This is a genomic window from Agromyces rhizosphaerae (genome assembly GCF_027925245.1).
GTDB lineage: Bacteria > Actinomycetota > Actinomycetes > Actinomycetales > Microbacteriaceae > Agromyces > Agromyces rhizosphaerae.
Genome location: NZ_BSDP01000001.1, coordinates 1,563,161 through 1,578,423 on the forward strand (window position 1 = coordinate 1,563,161; position 15,263 = coordinate 1,578,423).

The following is a 15,263-nucleotide window of genomic DNA, read 5'->3' on the forward strand; positions in this document are numbered from 1 at the left end:
TCTGGTGCGCAAGGGGGGAGTTGAACCCCCACGCCCTCTCGGGCACACGGACCTGAACCGTGCGCGTCTGCCTATTCCGCCACTTGCGCTCACCACCGGCACGCGCACATGGCGCGCCAGCCAACAGAGACTAACACTTCGGCGGCGCACATGCCATTCGGGGCCCGAGCGGATGCGACGGGCGACCGCTCGCGCCGAGGCGATCCCGACGGACTGAAACGATGCGCATGCGGCATCCGCCCTCTAGCATCAAGAGACGGGAACGACGCCGTTCGCACCCCACCTTCCACCGAGAGGACCCGTAGTGGCGACGACGGACGACTCCACCGCGCAGCCCGACCTGACCGGCATCCGCGGCTGGCTCTTCGACCTGGACGGCGTGCTCACGCCGACCGCCGAGGTCCACATGCACGCGTGGGCGCGGCTGTTCGACCCGTTCCTGCGCGCCCACGGCGTGAAGCCGTACGAGACCGGCGACTACTTCGCGTACATCGACGGCAAGCCTCGGTACGACGGGGTGCGGAGCCTGCTCGCCAGCCGCGGCATCACCCTGCCCGAGGGGACGCCCGACGACCCGCCGACCGCCGAGACGGTGTGCGGGCTCGGCAACCGCAAGAACGACGCGTTCAACGAGTCCCTCGCGGAGGACGGCGTGACCGCGTACCCGGCGAGCGTCGCGTTCCTCGACGCGCTCGCGGCGACCGACGCCGAGGTCGCGGTCGTGTCCAGCTCGAAGAACGCGCCCGCGGTCCTCGCGACCGCGGGGCTCGCCGACCGCTTCGAGGTCGTGGTGCACGGCGGCGTCGCCGCCGAGCACGGCATCCCCGGCAAGCCCGCCCCCGACACGTACGAGTACGGTGCGGAGCTGCTCGGCCTCCCCACGACGGCGTGCGTCGTCGTGGAGGACGCGGAGTCCGGCGTGCAGGCGGGCGCGGCCGGCGACTTCGGGCTCGTGGTGGGCGTCGACCGCGGCGCCGGCCACGAGAACCTGCTCCGGCTCGGCGCCGACCTGGTCGTGTTCGAGCTCGACGAGCTCATCCCCCTGCTCCCCCAGCACCACCGAAAGGCCGGATCATGAGGTTCGCCGACCACGACCCGCTGAACCGCAACCGGTTCCCCATCGACGACTGGGCGCTCGTCGAGACCGAGTTCTCCGCAGACGACATCGGCAAGACCGAGACCATGTTCGCGGTCGGCAACGGCTACCTCGGGCTCCGCGGCAACGTCGACGAGGGCCGCGACGGGCACGTGCACGGCACGTTCATCAACGGGTTCCACGAGACCTGGCCGATCCGGCACGCCGAGGAGGCGTTCGGCTTCGCCCGCGTGGGCCAGACCATCGTCAATGCGCCCGACGCCAAGACCATCCGGCTCTACGTCGACGACGAGCCGCTCGTGCTCACGAACGCCGAGCTGATGAGCTACGAGCGCCGACTCGACTTCCGCACCGGCATCCTCTCCCGCTCGCTCGAGTGGCGCACCCCCTCGGGCAAGCGCGTCCAGATCAGCTCGCGCCGCATGGTGTCCTTCACCGACCGCCACCTCGGTGCGATCGAGTACGAGGTCGAGCTGCTCGACGCCGACGCCGCGGTGACCATCTCAAGCCAGATGCTGAACCGCCAGGACGGCCGCGACGAGTACCGCTCGGGCGTGCAGGGCGCGATCGAGCCGTTCGACCCGCGCAAGGCGGAGCAGTTCACCGAGCGGGTGCTGCAGCCGCGGCTGAAGCGCGAGCGCGACGGCCGGTACCTGCTCGGCTACCGCTGCACCAACTCGGGGATGACCGTGGTCGCGGGCACGGAGCACCGCATCGAGACCGAGAACCCGTTCGACGAGACGACCACGATCGAGGACGACCTCGCCAAGCACGTGTACCGGATGCGCGCCGAGCAGGGGAAGCCCATCCGCATCACGAAGCTCTTCAGCTATCACACGGCGGCCTCGGTGCCGGTGCGCGAGCTCGCCGACCGCTGCGACCGCACGCTCGACCGCGCCGGCGAGGTCGGCGTCGAGGAGCTCATGGTCGACCAGCGCGAGTGGCTCGACGACTACTGGGCCAGCACGGACGTCGAGATCCCTGGGCATCCGACCCTGCAGCAGGCGACCCGCTGGAACCTGTTCCAGCTCGCCCAGGCGACCGCGCGCACCGACGGCGGCGGCGTCGCGGCGAAGGGCGTCTCGGGCTCGGGCTACGGCGGTCACTACTTCTGGGACTCCGAGGTCTACGTGATGCCGTTCCTCTCCTATACGGCGCCGAACACCGCGCGCAACGTGCTGCGATTCCGACAGCGGATGCTGGAGCCGGCGCGCGCCCGGGCGAGCGAGCTCAACCAGCGCGGCGCCCTGTTCCCGTGGCGGACCATCAACGGCCTCGAGTCGAGCGCCTACTACGCGGCGGGCACCGCGCAGTACCACATCGACGCCGACATCTCCCACGCGCTCGTGCAGTACGTGGCCGCGACCGGCGACGAGGACTTCGTGGCGCGCGGCGCGATCGACGTCCTGGTCGAGACCGCCCGCATGTGGGAGGACCTCGGCTTCTGGCGCTCGAACTCGATCGAGGTGTTCCACATCCACGGCGTGACGGGTCCCGACGAGTACACGACCGTCGTGAACGACAACCTGTACACGAACGTCATGGCGAAGGGGAACCTGAAGGCCGCGGCGTTCGCGGTCGACGAGCTGCGCCGACGCGCGCCCGCGGCCTACGCGCGCGCCGTCGACCGCCTCGACCTGCACCCCGACGAGGCCGACGAGTGGCGCCGCGCGGCCGAGCACATGTTCATCCCGTTCGACGAGCAGCTGGGCGTGCACCCGCAGGACTCGGCGTTCCTCGAGAAGGAGCTCTGGGACCTCGAGTCGACGCCGGCCAGCCGCCGGCCGCTGCTGCTGCACTACCACCCGCTCGTGATCTACCGCTTCCAGGTGCTGAAGCAGGCCGACGTCGTGCTCGCGCTGCTGCTGCAGGGCGACCAGTTCACGACCGAGGAGAAGCAGGCGAACTTCGAGTACTACGACCCGCTGACCACGGGCGACTCGACGCTCTCGGCGGTCGTGCAGTCGATCATCGCGGCCGAGGTCGGCTACCACGAGCTGGCCATGCGGTACTTCCGCGCGGCCCTGTTCGTCGACCTCGCCGACCTCCACCACAACGCGGCCGACGGCGTGCACGTGGCATCGACGGGCGGGGTCTGGAGCGCGCTGGTCTACGGGTTCGGCGGGTTCCGCGACCACAACGGCGTCTTCACGTTCGACCCCCGCCTGCCCGACGACTGGGACCGGCTGGTCTTCCGCCTGACGATCCGCGAGACGCGCGTGCGCGTCGAGCTCGAGGCGTCCTCGATGACGTTCACGGTCGAGTCCGGCGCGGAGGCCCAGTTCACCGTGCGCGGTGAGGAGGTCATCGTGCGCGACGGCGAGCCGGTGACGGTCGTGCTGCACGGCCAGGGGCCCCGTCACTACGGCACTCCGAACATGCGCGACGTCGAGGGCACGCGCCGCGCGGACGGCACGCTGCTCACCGCCTCGATGCCCACGCTCGCCGTCGACGTCGACGAGTCCGAGTCCACAGCGGGCTTCGACTGACGAACGGCGCCCGGAGGCGCTGCAGCTAACATGCACTGAGGAACCAAGCGGATCGGGAGACCTGTGGGCCTACTGGACAACTTCGAGAAGGGTCTCGAACGCGCCGTCAACGGCGCGTTCGCGAAGACCTTCCGCTCGGGGCTGCAGCCGGTCGAGATCACCGCCGCGCTGAAGCGCGAGCTCGACACCAAGGCGGCGGTCGTCTCCCGCGACCGCGTGCTCGTGCCGAACACCTTCCGGGTGCGGATGTCGGGCGCCGACCTGCAGCGCATGCAGAGCCTGGGCCCCGCCCTCGTGGACGAGCTGACCGATGTCGTGCAGCAGCACGCGGCGAGCCAGGGATTCCAGTTCGCGGGCGGCATCCAGATCTCGCTCGAGGCCGACCAGGGCCTGTCCGAGGGCATGGTGCAGGTCGACTCCAGCAACGTGAAGGGCGAGATCGCCTGGACCCCGGTGCTCGACATCGGCGGCCGGCGTCACCCGATCATGAAGGGACGCACCGTGATCGGCCGCGGCAGCGAGGCGGACATCACGATCGACGACTCGGGCGCCAGTCGCAAGCACGTCGAGGTGCAGTGGGACGGACGCCGGGCGCGGGTGCGCGACCTCGGGTCGACCAACGGCACCCAGCTGAACGGCGACGCCGTGCGCGAGGCGATCCTCGAGCCCGACTCGGTGATCACCGTCGGCCGTTCCCGCATCGTGTTCCGGGTGCTCGCCCAGGCCGCGCCCTCGGCCGGCGGCGGTGCCCCTCAGACCAAGCGCCACGACATGAACGGGTTCTGGGGGCCCGCTGAATGAGCGAACTCACCCTCCTGGTCCTGCAGCTGTCGTTCCTCGCGCTGATGTGGATCTTCGTCTTCTCGATCGTGTGGGCGCTGCGCAGCGATCTCTTCGGCCAGCGCGTGCGCAAGCTCCAGACGGCGGATGCCTCCGGGTCCAACGCTCCCCCGACGCCGCCGCGCGGCACCGACGCGCCCCGCGCCGCGGCCGCATCCGCCGCCGCGGCCGCATCCGGCGACATCGCGACCACCGACAATGCGTCGAAGCTCGTCATCACGTCGGGCGCGAAGGCCGGCAGCGAGTTCCCGCTCGGTCGCGACGAGATCACGATCGGCCGTTCGAGCGACTCGTCGATCATCATCCGCGACGACTACACCTCCAACCACCACGCCCGGCTCATGCTCTGGAGCAACCAGTGGATGATCCAGGACCTCGACTCCACGAATGGGACGTTCCTGAACGGCTCCCGCGTGACCGTGCCCGCTGCGGTGCCGCTCGGAACGACCGTCAAGGTCGGCGCGACCACGTTCGAGCTGCGACGGTAACCGCATGGCGACGGTCAAGGGAAGCGCCGCGGTCTCGCATGTCGGCAGGATCCGTTCGAACAACCAGGACTCCGGCTACGCCGGGCGGCACCTGTTCGTCGTGGCCGACGGCATGGGCGGGCACGCGGGCGGCGACGTCGCGAGCGCCATCGCCACCCGGTACATCCGCGACGCAGACCAGCTCTACCCGTCGGTGCAGGACGCGTCCGCGGCACTGCACGACAGCCTGATCGGCGCCAACCAGCGTCTCGCCGAGACCGTCGCCGAGCACAGCGAGCTCACCGGCATGGGCACGACGGTGAGCGCGATCCTGCTCCACGGCGACCAGGTCGCCATCTCGCACATCGGGGACTCGCGCATCTACCTGCTGCGCGGCGGCGAGCTCAGCCAGATCTCCACGGACCACACCTTCGTGCAGCGCCTCGTCGACGCCGGCCGCATCACGGAGGAGGAGGCGATGGTCCATCCCCGCCGCTCCGTGCTGATGCGCGTGCTCGGCGACGTCGAGTCGTCTCCGGAGATCGATACGCTCACCCTCGACACGCAGTCCGGCGACCGCTGGCTGATCTGCTCCGACGGCCTGTCGGGTGTGGTGTCGTTCGAGGAGATCCGGAAGGCGCTGCTCTCCGAGGCCGGCGCGAAGCCGGTTGCGGACCGCCTGGTGAAGGCCTCGCTCGACGGCGGCGCGCCCGACAACGTCACCGTCGTGGTGCTCGACATCGGCGAGCCGGCCGCTCCGTCGACCCCGCCGCAGATCGTCGGCTCGGCCGCGGCGCCCCCGGCGTTCGGCACGCCGGAGCCGGTGCGCCAGCGCTCCCTCCTGCTCACGCCGTTCCGCGTCCACCCGGTGCAGGAGACCCACTTCGAGCCAGACTCCGCGGAGTACTACGACGAGATCATCGAGGAGGACGCGCGTCGCCGCCGCCGCCGCATCGTCACCTGGACGGTCGGGGTGCTGCTCATCGTCGCGGCGGTCGCCGGGCTCGCCGCGCTCGCCTACCAGTGGACCCAGACCCGGTACTTCGTCGGGGAGTCGAACGGCCGGGTCGCGATCTACCAGGGCATCCAGCAGAACCTCGGACCGATCGAGATGAGCGAGCTGTACCGGGAGTCCGACATCGACGTCGCCGAGCTGCGCACCTACGACCAGCAGCGCGTCGAGCAGACCATCAGCACCGGGTCCCTGCAGGACGCCGAGGCCGTCGTCGACCGGCTGGAGGAGTCCCTTGACTAACCGGGCAGGCACCACTGCGGCGGTCCCGCCGGGAGGCGGCCCGCCGACGTCGAGCGTGCGCCGCATCCACCTCCCGCAGAAGCTGCGCAACATCGAGCTCGCGCTGCTGCTGATCGCGTGCGGCATCAACGCGGGCGCGATCGTGCTCGTGCAGCTCGGCGCGCTGGGCAGCATCGACACCCAGCTGGTGCTCCTCGGCATCGGCCTGTCGGTGCTCGTGTTCGGCCTGCACGTGGCGATGCGGTTCGTCGCCCGGGACGCCGATCCGTTCCTGCTGCCGATCGCGACCGTCCTCAACGGCATCGGCATCGCCGAGATCTACCGCATCGACATCGCCTTCGGCGACGCGGGCTGGGAGAGCGCAGCGGTGCGCCAGATCGTCTGGTCGGCCATCGCCATCGTCGCGGCCATCGCCGTCATCCTGATCGTGCGCAACCACCGGGTGCTCTTCAAGTACACCTACCTGTCGGGCCTCGTCGCGGTGCTGCTCCTGCTGCTGCCCCTCGTGCCCGGTCTGGGCCGCGAGATCAACGGCGCCCGGGTCTGGATCGGCATCGGCGACATCGCCACCTTCCAGCCCGGTGAGATCGCGAAGATCGCGCTCGCGGTGTTCTTCGCCGGGTACCTCGTGCGCAATCGCGACAGCCTGTCGATGGTGGGCCGGAAGTTCCTCGGCATGCGGTTCCCCCGCGCGCGCGACCTCGGCCCGCTGCTCGTGGTCTGGGCGCTGTCGATGTCGGTCATCGTGTTCCAGCGCGACCTCGGTACCGCGCTCCTCTACTTCGGGCTGTTCCTCGTCATGCTCTACGTGGCGACCAGCCGGCTGTCGTGGGTGCTGCTCGGCCTCGGGCTGTTCTTCGCCGGTGCCATCGTGGCCAGCCAGACGCTCGAGTACGTCAACTCGCGCTTCGACAACTGGCTCAACGCCTTCGACCAGGAGATCTACGACTCGGTCGGCGGCAGCTTCCAGCTCGTGCAGGGGCTGTTCGGCCTCGCCAACGGCGGTCTCATCGGCACCGGGCTCGGCCAGGGTCGTCCCGACATCACGCCCGTCCCGCAGAGCGACTACATCATCGCGAGCCTCGGCGAGGAGCTCGGCCTCGCCGGCCTGTTCGCCATCTTCATGCTCTACGCGCTGCTCGTGGCCCGCGGGTTCCGCATCGGGTTCGCCGGCCAGGACGACTTCGGCAAGCTGCTCGGCGTGGGCCTGTCGTTCGTGGTCGCGCTCCAGGTCTTCATCGTGGTCGGCGGCGTCACCCGCGTCATCCCGCTCACCGGCCTCACCACGCCGTTCCTCGCCGCGGGTGGTTCGTCCCTCGTGGCGAACTGGATCATCATCGCGCTGCTGCTGCGGCTCTCCGACACCGTCCGCAACCACCCGAGGCTGGTGATCGACGGATGAACCGCGAGCTCAAGCGCGTCTCGATCCTGACCCTGCTCATGATCGCCACCCTGCTGGTCTCGACGACCGTGATCCAGTACATCGCGGCCGATTCGCTGAACGCAGACCCGCGCAACTCGCGCACCCTCTACGAGTCGTACTCGGTCGAGCGCGGTCCGATACTCGTCGACGGGGCGCCGATCGCGTACTCCGAGCCGTCGGGCGACAACTACAAGTTCCAGCGCGTCTACACGGACGGCGCGCTCTACGCCCCGGTGACCGGGTTCATCCCCGTCAACGGCGAGGCCACCGGCATCGAGCGGGCGATGAACGAGTTCCTGAGCGGGCAGTCGAGCTCGCAGTTCTTCGACTCGGTGAACCGCCTCATCACGGGCCAGGATCCGCAGGGGGCATCCGTCGACGTCACGATCGACCCGGTCGCCCAGCAGGCGGCCTGGGATGCGCTCGGGGACCTGCAGGGTGCGGTCATCGTGACCGAGCCGTCGACGGGCAAGATCATCGCGATGGTCTCGAAGCCGTCCTTCGATCCGAACGCGATGGTCGTGCACAACGGCGCCGAGGTGCAGCAGACCTACGAGGCGCTGCTCGCCGACCCGCAGGATCCGCTGTTCAACCGCGCGATCGGCGGCGACATGAACCCGCCCGGATCGGTCTTCAAGCTCGTCGTGGCCTCGGCCGCGTTCGAGTCCGGCGAGTACACCCCCGAGAGCACGCTGCCGAACCCGTCGTCGTTCACGCTGCCGGGCTCGACCGCCGTCGTGACCAACGCCGGCGGCGGGCGCTGCGGCGGCGGCGAGGAGGTCACGATCGCCGACGCGATCCGCCTGTCGTGCAACATCCCGTTCGCGGAGCTGGGCATCGAGCTGGGCGACACCGCCATCCGCGAGCAGGCGGAGAAGTACGGGTTCAACGTCACGCACGCGATCCCGATGGAGTCGGAGGCGAGCGTCTACCCCCGCGGACTGGACGACGCGCAGACCGCGCTCAGCGCGTTCGGCCAGTACGAGGTGCGGGCGACGCCGCTGCAGATGGCCATGGTCTCGGCGGGCATCGCGAACGGGGGCATCGTGATGAGCCCCCAGGTCGTCGACGCCGTGACCGCCCCGGACCTCAGCACCCTCGAGGGATTCGAGCGTCAGGAGTTCGGTCGCGCCATCAGCCAGCAGACCGCGCGGGAACTTACTGACATCATGATCTCCGGCGTCGAGGGCGGTGCCGCGAGTAATGCAAGAATAGACGGCGTCAGCGTGGCGGGGAAGACGGGCACAGCCCAGAACGGCACGGACGACCCGTACACCCTCTGGTTCACCGGATTCGCCCCTGCTGACAACCCTCAGTATGCGATCACGGTGCTGGTAGAAGACGGAGGGGGATTGGGACAGAGCGGGTACGGCAACCTGGTTGCCGCACCCATCGCGAAGCAGGTACTAGAGGCGGTGCTGAACGAATGAGACCGAGCGCTGGGCTCACCTTTGGTGGGCGCTACGAACTTCAGTCCAGGATCGCCATCGGCGGCATGGGCGAGGTCTGGCAGGCGACGGACCTCGTGATCGGCCGCCAGGTCGCGATCAAGATCCTCAAGGACGAGTACCTCGGCGACCCCGGCTTCCTCGAGCGCTTCCGTGCGGAGGCCCGCCACGCCGCACTCGTGAACCACGAGGGCATCGCGAACGTCTTCGACTACGGCGAGGAGGAGGGCAGCGCGTTCCTGGTCATGGAGCTCGTGCCCGGCGAGGCGCTCTCCACCATCCTCGAGCGCGAGCACGTCCTCTCCACCGACAAGACGCTCGACATCGTCGCCCAGACCGCGTCGGCACTGCACGCCGCGCACGCCGCGGGCCTCGTGCACCGCGACATCAAGCCCGGCAACCTGCTGATCACGCCCGACGGACGGGTCAAGATCACCGACTTCGGCATCGCCCGCATCGCCGACCAGGTGCCGCTCACCGCGACCGGCCAGGTGATGGGCACGGTGCAGTACCTGTCGCCCGAGCAGGCGTCGGGCCACCCCGCGTCGCCCACGACCGACATCTACTCGCTCGGCATCGTCGCGTACGAGGCACTCGCCGGCCGCCGCCCCTTCACGGGCGAGTCGCAGGTCGCGATCGCGATGGCCCAGATCAACGAGACCCCGCCGGACCTCCCCTCGACGGTCTCCGAGCCGGTGCGCAACCTGGTCTACGCGTGCATCGCCAAGAACCCCGCCGACCGACCGCAGTCGGCAGCCCACCTCTCCCGGGCCGCCTCGGCGCTCCGGCGCGGCGACGTGCAGGGGGCCGCCGCATCGGTGCCCGCCATCCTCGGCGCCGCCGGCGCCGCTGCCGCCGCGACCATGATGATGCCGCGCAGCGGCGACACCGCGGCGACGACCGTGCTCATGGCCTCCGGTGCCACCGCCGCCGACGGCGAGGAGGCTCCCGAGGAGGAGAAGAAGCGCAGCCCCTGGACCTGGCCGCTGATCGTGCTGATCGCGATCCTCGCGATCGTGCTCATCGGCACCATCATCGCCCTCGCACTGAACAACGGCACCGCGCAGGCACCGCCGACGACGTCGTCCAGCGCCCCGTCGAGCTCGCCTCCACCCACTTCGGAGACGCCGACGCCGACGCCGACCGACACCACGGTGCAGATCGACCAGAACGACTACCTCGGTCTCTCGGTGAACGACGCCCGCGCCGGGCTCGAGGCGCTCGGCATGTCGGTCAACGCCGTCGAGGGCAATGCCGCGACCGACCCCGCCGACGCGGGCACCGTGTACGCGGTCAACCCGACCGGTCCGGTCGAGCAGGGCACGCAGATCACGATCACCTACTACGCGGACCCGGTCGCGCCGTCGGCGCCGTCGTCCGCGCCGACCGTGACGCCCTCGTCGACGCTGCCGAACACCGACGTCGTCGTGAGCTGGCCCGGCCAGAACTGCCCGGCCGGCCAGACCCTCACGGGGTACGAGGTCGCGGTCACGGGTGACGCGACGATCCCGAACAACGCCGTCGTGGGCGCGAGCACGACCTCCGCCACCGTCGTCGCGGGCACCGGCAACTTCGAGGTCACGTACCGCTACTTCTGCGGTCCGCTGGACTCGCCGTACTCGCCCCCGGCGCAGGTGACCGTGACGACCCTGACGTCCCCTGCCGCCCCCTGACACCGGTTCGCTGAGGAGAGAGACGCGTGCACGTGACCGATAACGACCGCCTGCTGGCAGGTCGCTACCGTGTCGGCGAACTCATCGGGCGCGGGGGCATGTCCGACGTGCATGCCGGTACCGACACCCGCCTGGGCCGCAGCGTCGCCATCAAGCTGCTGAAGTCGTCGCTCGCGACCGACCCGGCGTTCCGGACGCGGTTCCGGCAGGAGGCGCAGTCGGCCGCCCGCATGGCGCACCCGACCATCGTCCGCGTCTTCGACGCCGGCGAGGAGACCGTCCTCGACGGCTCGGGGCACGAGGTCCAGCTGCCGTTCATCGTCATGGAGCGGGTCGAGGGCCGGCTCCTCCGCGACATCATCCGCGAGGGCCCGCTCGACCCGACGGAAGCCGCGCGCATCACCGACGGCGTGCTCACCGCGCTGGAGTACTCGCACCGCGCGGGCGTCGTGCACCGCGACATCAAGCCCGGCAACATCATGATCACCTCCGCCGGCCAGGTGAAGGTGATGGACTTCGGCATCGCGCGCGCCATCTCCGACTCGTCGACGACGGTCGCGCAGACCACGGCCATCCTCGGCACGGCCTCCTACTTCTCCCCGGAGCAGGCGAAGGGCGAGACCGTCGACGCCCGCACCGACCTGTACTCGACCGGCGTCGTGCTGTTCGAGATGCTGACCGGGCGTCCGCCGTTCCGCGGCGAGACGCCGGTCGCGGTCGCGTACCAGCACGTGAGCGAGCGACCGGTCAAGCCGAGCGTGATCAACCCGCGCGTCTCCCCCGCGTTCGACACGGTCGTGCTGCACGCGCTCGGAAAGGACCGCACCCAGCGCTACCAGACCGCGGCCGACTTCCGCTCGGACGTCGAGGTGGCGGCATCCGGCCGCGTGCCCGTGCATCGCCAGCCCGACGAGACCGAGCTCCTCTTCGGTGCGCCGTCGACGTCGCTGTCGAGCTCCGAGCTCGCGCTGCGCCAGCTCACCGAGGACGAGACGATGGACCGCACCCAGCGGCGCCCACCGGCGCTCTGGATCTGGGCCGGCGTCGTCGCCGTCGTGGTCACGGTGCTCGCGGTCATGTACTGGGCGTTCAACCTGACGCCCACCGACGACCTGCCGTCGAGCGCCCGTGAGATCCCCGTCCTGCAGGGCATGTCGTACGACGAGGCGACGGGCGTGCTGCAGGATCTCGACCTGCAGGCGACCCAGCTCAGCGAGACGAGCGAGACCATCCCCGAGGGGCAGGTCGTGCGCTCCGATCCCGAGGCCGGCACCATCGTCGAGCCGGGCCAGGTCGTGGTGCGCGTGTACGTCTCGTCCGGCCGCGAGGTCGTCGACGTCCCCGATCTGCGCAACCAGACCCTCGACCAGGCGAAGGAGTCGCTCGAGAGCCGCGGCCTCGTCGCAGGCAGCGAGACCAGGGAGAACTCTCCGACCGTCGCCGCCGACATCGTGCTGGCGACCGACCCCGCGGGCGGCACCTCGGTGACGGTGGGGGCCACCGTGAACTTCCGGGTGTCGAGCGGGCTCGTCACGCTGCCCGACCTCACCGGCCAGCCGCTGGCCACGGCGAGCTCGCTGCTGCGCGGCACCACCCTCCAGCTGAACCCCATCCCGCAGCCCGACAGCTCGTGCCCGGCAGAGCCGAACGATCCCGTCGTGCAGCAGTCCCTGGCGCCCGGCGACGTGCCCCAGAAGTCGGACGTCACGCTGCGCTACTGCGCGGGCGCCTCGAACGAGGGCGCCGGAACCGGCGGCGGCAACGGCGGAGGCGGGAACGGCAGCGACGGCTGACCCGCGCGGCGACCGCCGATCGGGTACGGGAACAGAGGCCGTCGCCACGACCTCCCGGCGCCGCGCGGGCCTGAGCCCGCGCGCGGTGAGCCTCAGACCGACTTCATGTGCGGGCTCATGCCCACCGCACGGTCGGCCGCGCCCGCGAGGCCGGCCGACTCGAGCCAGTTGCCGAGCATGCGGTAGCCGCCCTGCGTGAGCACCGACTCCGGATGGAACTGCACGCCGAAGATCGGTGCGACCTCGTGACGCAGTCCCATGATCACTCCGCCCTGGGTGCGCGAGGTCACGATGAGCTCCGGCGGGGTGGTGCCGTCGACGACCGCGAGCGAGTGGTACCGCGTCGCGGTGAACGGCTGCGGCACCCCGTCGTAGAACGGGCTGTCGTCATGCACGATCGACGACGTCTTGCCGTGCATGAGCTCCTCGGCATTCGTGACCACGCCGCCGAACGCCTCGGCGATCGCCTGGTGGCCGAGGCAGACCCCGAGCAGCGGCTGCCCGGACTCCAGCGCGGCCTCGACCGCCGGGATCGAGACGCCGGCGTCACCGGGCTTGCCGGGACCGGGCGAGACCAGCACGGCGTCGAACTCGGCCATGCGCGACGCGAGCTCCGACTCGGGGATGTCGTCGTTGCGCACCACGACCGTCTCCGCCCCGAGCTCCTGGAGGTACCCGTTGAGCGTGTAGACGAAGCTGTCGTAGTTGTCGATCACCAGCACGCGCGTCACCGGACGATCCTACCCCCACACGATTCCGGGTGGGCGCGCGCGCACGGTAGAATTGCCCGCATGGCACGTGCGAACTCCTCGAAGCCCGAGCGCGTCGAGCAGACCAATTCCGATGAGACCCCGAACCCGGTGTGGTTCAAGCCGGTCATGTTCGGCTTCATGCTCATCGGGCTCGCCTGGATCATCGTCTTCTACGTCAGCCAGGGGCAGTTCCCGGTGGCCGATCTCGGCTCGTGGAACATCCTGGTCGGCTTCGGCATCGCCTTCATCGGCTTCCTGATGACCACGCGCTGGCGCTGACGGCGTCACACCCACCACTTCACGAGCGGGGCGGATGCGACGAGCATCCGCCCCGCTCGATTCGTGCCGATCACGGACTCCCAGTCCCGCGACACGCGGAGCGAACCCGGTCCCCCTTAAAGGTGACAATTACACAGCTGTAACTCTCCCCAGTTGTGGAGAACCCTGTGGATAACCGTGCGGTCGGTGGACAGCGCGGCGCGACCGCGCATCGGGGACAGCACCGAATGCGAGCGGATGCCGCGGGCGGGGCAGTCCCCCAGCCGTCGGGCCGGATCAGATCAGCGGGAACACGAAGTACCGCGCGCTGAGCACCACGAGCACGGCCGACAGCGCGACGAGCAACCCGATCTGCAGGCCGCGCTGCGAGCGCGAGCGGGTCTCCACGAAGATCAGCCCGACGAGCGCGCCCGCGACCAGGCCGCCGAGGTGCGCCTGCCACGCGATGTTGAACCCGGGCACGAACCCGATCACGAGGTTGATGCCGACGAGGATCAGCAGCTGCGTCGCCTGGCCGCCCAGCCTGCGCTGGATCACGAGGAACGCGCCCATCAACCCGAAGATGGCACCGGATGCCCCGACGACGGCCGTGTTCGGGTTCGACAGCCAGATCACGCCCACCGATCCCGCGAAGCCCGAGATGAAGTAGAGCGCGAGGAAGCGCCCTCGGCCCAGCAGCCCCTCGAGCAGCTGCCCGAAGATCCACAGCGTGTACATGTTCAGCAGCACGTGGAAGATCAGGCTCGTCGAGTGCACGAACATGGTCGTGAGCATGCGCCAGGGCTCGAACGCGATCTCGCTCATCGCGAGCGGGGTGAAGTACAGGCGGTTGGTGATGCCGAGGCCGGGGATGAGCTGCAGCACGAACACCGCCACCGTGATGCCGATGAGGGTATACGTCACCACCGGGGCGCCCGAGCTCGGGCGCGTCAGGACGCGCGAACGCACCTTCGGCGCCTGCTGGCGCTGCTCACGCATGCACTCCGGGCAGACGACGCCGACGGCGGCGGGAGTCTGGCACTCACCGCAGATCGTGCGACCGCAGCGCTGGCAGAGCACATAGCTCACGCGATCGGGGTGCCGGTAGCACCGGCTCCCCGTGTCGGCATCCGTCACCGTCGATCAGACCGCTTCGACGGAGATCGTCTCGATCACGACGTCCTCGAGCGGGCGGTCGCGACCATCGGTGGGCACGGCGGCCAGCTTGTCGACGACGGCCTGGCTCGCGGCATCCGTCACCTTGCCGAAGATCGTGTGCTTGCCCTGCAGCCAGGTGGTCGGGCCGACCGTGATGAAGAACTGCGACCCGTTGGTGCCGCGCCCCATCTGCTTGCCGGCGTTGGCCATCGCGAGCACGTACGGCTCGGTGAAGTCGAGCTCCGGGTGGATCTCGTCGTCGAACTGGTAGCCGGGTCCGCCGATGCCCTGGCCGAGCGGATCGCCGCCCTGGATCATGAAGCCCGGGATGATGCGGTGGAACACGACGCCGTCGTACAGCGGGTCGGTGGTCTTCTGGCCCGTCGCGGGGTGCGTCCACTCCTGCTCGCCCGTCGCGAGGCCGATGAAGTTGGCGACGGTCTTGGGCGCGTGGTTGCCGTAGAGCTCGACCGTGATGGGGCCGTGATTGGTCGTGATCGTCGCGACTGCGGTGTGTTGTGGCATGTCCACGATTCTCGCACAGGCCAATCTGTCAACCTGTATGCCCGATTCGACACTCATTCCCTGATATGCGCCATTCTGGTGGCAAG

The 15,263-nt window shown here is 69.8% G+C and carries 13 protein-coding genes and 1 tRNA gene; 10 read left to right on the forward strand and 4 right to left on the reverse strand.

Going from position 1 to position 15,263, the window contains the following annotated elements:
• Positions 1 to 2: 2 nt before the first annotated feature.
• Positions 3 to 89 (reverse strand) — tRNA-Leu (locus tag QMG39_RS07320).
• 215 nt (positions 90 to 304) lie between these two features.
• Between QMG39_RS07320 and QMG39_RS07325 the strand changes: the two genes are divergently transcribed.
• The 9 genes from QMG39_RS07325 (at position 305) to pknB (ending at position 12,484) form a co-directional block, all read left to right on the forward strand.
• Entirely contained in the window at positions 305 to 1,078 is a 774-nt protein-coding gene (locus tag QMG39_RS07325; protein ID WP_281883569.1) for an HAD family hydrolase, read from the forward strand.
• Positions 1,075 to 3,585 (forward strand): glycoside hydrolase family 65 protein, encoded by a 2,511-nt coding sequence (locus QMG39_RS07330; protein WP_281883571.1) that lies wholly within the window; start codon positions 1,075 to 1,077, stop codon positions 3,583 to 3,585. Before QMG39_RS07325 ends, QMG39_RS07330 begins: the two co-directional genes overlap by 4 nt.
• Before the next feature lie 63 nt (positions 3,586 to 3,648).
• Positions 3,649 to 4,386 carry an FHA domain-containing protein gene (locus QMG39_RS07335; RefSeq protein ID WP_281883573.1) on the forward strand — a complete coding sequence of 246 codons (738 nt, stop codon included), beginning with the start codon at positions 3,649 to 3,651 and terminating at the stop codon, positions 4,384 to 4,386.
• The gene (locus QMG39_RS07340) at positions 4,383 to 4,913 is read left to right on the forward strand and encodes an FHA domain-containing protein FhaB/FipA (protein WP_281883575.1); all 531 of its coding nucleotides are present in this window, start codon (positions 4,383 to 4,385) and stop codon (positions 4,911 to 4,913) included. The genes QMG39_RS07335 and QMG39_RS07340 overlap by 4 nt, the downstream gene beginning before the upstream one ends.
• A 4-nt stretch (positions 4,914 to 4,917) precedes the next feature.
• Positions 4,918 to 6,147, forward strand: coding sequence for a PP2C family protein-serine/threonine phosphatase (locus QMG39_RS07345; RefSeq protein WP_281883577.1), 1,230 nt, complete (start codon positions 4,918 to 4,920; stop codon positions 6,145 to 6,147).
• Positions 6,140 to 7,549, forward strand: coding sequence for an FtsW/RodA/SpoVE family cell cycle protein (locus QMG39_RS07350; protein ID WP_373878313.1), 1,410 nt, complete (start codon positions 6,140 to 6,142; stop codon positions 7,547 to 7,549). The genes QMG39_RS07345 and QMG39_RS07350 overlap by 8 nt, the downstream gene beginning before the upstream one ends.
• Positions 7,546 to 9,000: a peptidoglycan D,D-transpeptidase FtsI family protein gene (locus QMG39_RS07355; RefSeq protein ID WP_281883580.1), complete on the forward strand. Its 1,455-nt coding sequence runs from the start codon at positions 7,546 to 7,548 to the stop codon at positions 8,998 to 9,000. The genes QMG39_RS07350 and QMG39_RS07355 overlap by 4 nt, the downstream gene beginning before the upstream one ends.
• Positions 8,997 to 10,691, forward strand: coding sequence for a protein kinase domain-containing protein (locus tag QMG39_RS07360; protein ID WP_281883582.1), 1,695 nt, complete (start codon positions 8,997 to 8,999; stop codon positions 10,689 to 10,691). The genes QMG39_RS07355 and QMG39_RS07360 overlap by 4 nt, the downstream gene beginning before the upstream one ends.
• Positions 10,692 to 10,723: 32 nt before the next feature.
• Complete coding sequence (gene pknB / locus QMG39_RS07365; protein ID WP_281887201.1) at positions 10,724 to 12,484, forward strand: Stk1 family PASTA domain-containing Ser/Thr kinase; 1,761 nt, start codon at positions 10,724 to 10,726, stop codon at positions 12,482 to 12,484.
• Positions 12,485 to 12,576: 92 nt separating this feature from the next.
• Here pknB and QMG39_RS07370 read toward each other — a convergent pair whose 3' ends face one another.
• Positions 12,577 to 13,215: an anthranilate synthase component II gene (locus QMG39_RS07370; protein WP_281883584.1), complete on the reverse strand. Its 639-nt coding sequence runs from the start codon at positions 13,213 to 13,215 to the stop codon at positions 12,577 to 12,579.
• Between the two features lie 60 nt (positions 13,216 to 13,275).
• Between QMG39_RS07370 and QMG39_RS07375 the strand changes: the two genes are divergently transcribed.
• Positions 13,276 to 13,515 carry a cell division protein CrgA gene (locus QMG39_RS07375; protein WP_281883586.1) on the forward strand — a complete coding sequence of 80 codons (240 nt, stop codon included), beginning with the start codon at positions 13,276 to 13,278 and terminating at the stop codon, positions 13,513 to 13,515.
• A gap of 276 nt (positions 13,516 to 13,791) precedes the next feature.
• Here the strand turns inward: QMG39_RS07375 and QMG39_RS07380 are convergent, their stop codons facing one another.
• Both QMG39_RS07380 and QMG39_RS07385 read right to left on the reverse strand, forming a co-directional pair.
• The gene (locus QMG39_RS07380) at positions 13,792 to 14,493 is read right to left on the reverse strand and encodes a rhomboid family intramembrane serine protease (protein ID WP_281883588.1); all 702 of its coding nucleotides are present in this window, start codon (positions 14,491 to 14,493) and stop codon (positions 13,792 to 13,794) included.
• A 144-nt stretch (positions 14,494 to 14,637) separates the two neighbouring features.
• Positions 14,638 to 15,177, reverse strand: a complete 540-nt coding sequence (locus QMG39_RS07385; protein WP_281883590.1) for a peptidylprolyl isomerase — start codon at positions 15,175 to 15,177, stop codon at positions 14,638 to 14,640.
• Between the last annotated feature and the right edge of the window lie 86 nt (positions 15,178 to 15,263).

Bases quoted from the DNA above. Each gene is read 5' to 3' on its own strand.
- QMG39_RS07375 (WP_281883586.1), top strand. From the start codon at position 13,276: ATGGCACGTGCGAACTCCTCGAAGCCCGAGCGCGTCGAGCAGACCAAT.
- QMG39_RS07360 (WP_281883582.1), top strand. From the start codon at position 8,997: ATGAGACCGAGCGCTGGGCTCACCTTTGGTGGGCGCTACGAACTTCAG.
- QMG39_RS07330 (WP_281883571.1), top strand. From the start codon at position 1,075: ATGAGGTTCGCCGACCACGACCCGCTGAACCGCAACCGGTTCCCCATC.
- QMG39_RS07355 (WP_281883580.1), top strand. From the start codon at position 7,546: ATGAACCGCGAGCTCAAGCGCGTCTCGATCCTGACCCTGCTCATGATC.
- QMG39_RS07385 (WP_281883590.1), bottom strand. From the start codon at position 15,177: ATGCCACAACACACCGCAGTCGCGACGATCACGACCAATCACGGCCCC.
- QMG39_RS07345 (WP_281883577.1), top strand. From the start codon at position 4,918: ATGGCGACGGTCAAGGGAAGCGCCGCGGTCTCGCATGTCGGCAGGATC.
- QMG39_RS07380 (WP_281883588.1), bottom strand. From the start codon at position 14,493: ATGCGTGAGCAGCGCCAGCAGGCGCCGAAGGTGCGTTCGCGCGTCCTG.
- QMG39_RS07340 (WP_281883575.1), top strand. From the start codon at position 4,383: ATGAGCGAACTCACCCTCCTGGTCCTGCAGCTGTCGTTCCTCGCGCTG.